Source organism: Allobosea sp., from assembly GCF_030694325.1.
In the GTDB taxonomy this organism is placed as follows: domain Bacteria; phylum Pseudomonadota; class Alphaproteobacteria; order Rhizobiales; family Beijerinckiaceae; genus Allobosea.
This window is the reverse complement of the sequence record NZ_JAUXYO010000301.1, coordinates 1-2,192: the sequence shown is the minus strand read 5'-3', so window position 1 is coordinate 2,192 and position 2,192 is coordinate 1. Positions and strand designations below refer to the sequence as shown.

The 2,192-nt window shown below is 67.5% G+C and carries 3 protein-coding genes; all 3 read left to right on the top strand.

All coding sequences use genetic code 11. From position 1 onward, the window contains the following. Positions 1 to 542, top strand: a 542-nt coding sequence (locus Q8M82_RS19420) for an ELM1/GtrOC1 family putative glycosyltransferase (protein WP_305692940.1), incomplete at its 5' end; no start/stop codon positions are given. 72 nt (positions 543 to 614) lie between these two features. Next, complete coding sequence (gene trxB, locus Q8M82_RS19415; RefSeq protein ID WP_305692939.1) at positions 615 to 1,580, top strand: thioredoxin-disulfide reductase; 966 nt, start codon at positions 615 to 617, stop codon at positions 1,578 to 1,580. A 144-nt stretch (positions 1,581 to 1,724) separates the two neighbouring features. Next, a partial coding sequence (locus Q8M82_RS19410) for a LysR family transcriptional regulator (RefSeq protein ID WP_305692938.1) occupies positions 1,725 to 2,192 on the top strand: 468 nt, incomplete at its 3' end.

The following is a 2,192-nucleotide window of genomic DNA, read 5'->3' as shown; positions in this document are numbered from 1 at the left end:
GCGTCCCGCCCGCCGCCATCGCCGCCCTGCCCGCTCCGCGGGCTGCGGTCCTCGTGGGTGGCGACAGCCGCCACCACCGCTTCAGGCCGCAGGACATCGCGGCTTTCGCCGAGGGGATCGAGGCGCTCGCGCGCTCCGGCGTCTCGCTGATGGGCTCGCGCTCGCGCCGCACCTCGCCCGCGCTCGACGCCGCGGTCGCTGCCGTCTTCGCCCGCCATGGCGGCTGGTGGTGGGACGGCACCGGCGAGAACCCTTATGTCGCGCTGCTCGCCCATGCCGACGCCATCGTCACCACGGCAGATTCGACCAACATGATCGGCGAGGCGACCGCCAGCGGTGCCCCGATCCTGGTGTTCGAGCCGCATGGCGGGCACGGCAAGCTGGCGAAGTTCCTGGAGTCGCTGAAGCGGCAGGGCATGGTCCATCACTTCGAGGGCCGGCTGACGGGCGAGCGCTATGCGCCGGTCGATTCGACGCAAGCGATCGCCGACGCCGTCCGCCAGCGCTGGCTTATGCACAGGCAGCAGCTGCGCCTCCCCTGATCTTGAAAGCCCGTGCGCTTGCATCGTCGATCCGGCGGCGTATGTCGGGAGGGCAAGCGAGAGGAAACCACCATGGCCCACACCCATGCCCGCGTGATGATCGTCGGTTCAGGCCCCGCCGGCTACACCGCCGCGATCTATGCCGCCCGCGCCATGCTGGAGCCGGTGCTGATCTCGGGAATGCAGGCCGGCGGCCAGCTGATGATCACGACTGACGTCGAGAACTATCCAGGCTTCGCCGATGTCATCCAAGGCCCCTGGCTGATGGAGCAGATGCGCGCTCAGGCCGAGCACATGGGCACGCGCATGGTCTCCGACCACATCGCCCGCGTCGACCTCTCCCAGCGCCCCTTCCGCCTCTGGGGCGATGGCGGCGAAACCTATTCCTGCGACGCCCTGATCATCGCCACCGGCGCCCAGGCGAAATGGCTCGGCCTGCCCTCCGAGCAGGCCTTCCAGGGCTTCGGCGTCTCGGCCTGCGCCACCTGCGACGGCTTCTTCTTCCGCAACAAGGAGGTCGCGGTCGTCGGCGGCGGCAACACCGCCGTCGAGGAGGCCCTCTATCTCGCCAATCTCGCCAGCAAGGTCACGCTCGTCCACCGCCGCGATTCGCTGCGCGCCGAGAAGGTGATGCAGGATCGGCTGTTCAAGCACCCCAAGGTCGAGGTCGTCTGGGATTCCGAGGTGGCGGAAATCTGCGGCGGGACGCAGCCGCCCAACGTCACCCATCTGCGGCTGCGCAACCTGAAGACCGGCGCCGAGCGCGACCTGAAGGCCGACGGTGTCTTCATCGCCATCGGACACAAGCCTGCGACCGAACTCTTCGCCGGTCAGCTCGCCATGAACGAGACCGGCTATCTCGACGTCGAGCCCGGGACGAGCCGCACCAATATCGACGGCGTCTTCGCAGCCGGCGACGTCACCGACGAGCATTACCGCCAGGCCGTGACCGCCGCCGGCATGGGCTGCATGGCCGCCCTCGACGCCGAGCGCTGGTTGCAGGCGACCGAACTGGAACAACTCAGGGCGGCCGAGTAGGACGCCCTCGCCGCATCCATCACGAAAATTGATCGTTTTTGTAACCAAATTCAGGGTGAAAAGAACACAGCACTGCGATGCGGGCGTTGACGTTCAAGGATTTTAGCCCCCAACATGCACCCAACGCATAACGGGGGAAGCGCGGTGGATTGGGACCGCATCAGGATCTTTTATACCGTCGCCGAGTCCGGCAGCTTCACCAAAGCTGGCGATGTTCTCGGCTTGAGCCAGTCCGCCGTCAGCCGCCAGATCGGCGCGCTGGAGCGTGAATTGCGCGCGCCGCTGTTTCACCGCCACACCCGCGGTCTGATCCTGACCGAGCAGGGTGAGCTGCTGTGGCGTGCGGCCCGCGAGATGACGCAACGCCTCGAGCGGACGCGGGCCCAGCTCTCGGAAACCCGCGAGCACCCCTCCGGCGAGCTCAAGGTCACGGCGACCCGCGGCCTCGGCGGCCATTGGCTGACGCCGCGGCTGGCCGAGTTCCTCGATCTCTACCCCGACATCAAGGTCGATCTCATCCTCACCGACGAGGAACTCGACCTGTCGATGCGCGAGGCCGACATCGCCATCCGCCTGCGTCAGCCGCAGCAGCCGGACCTGATTCAGCGCAAG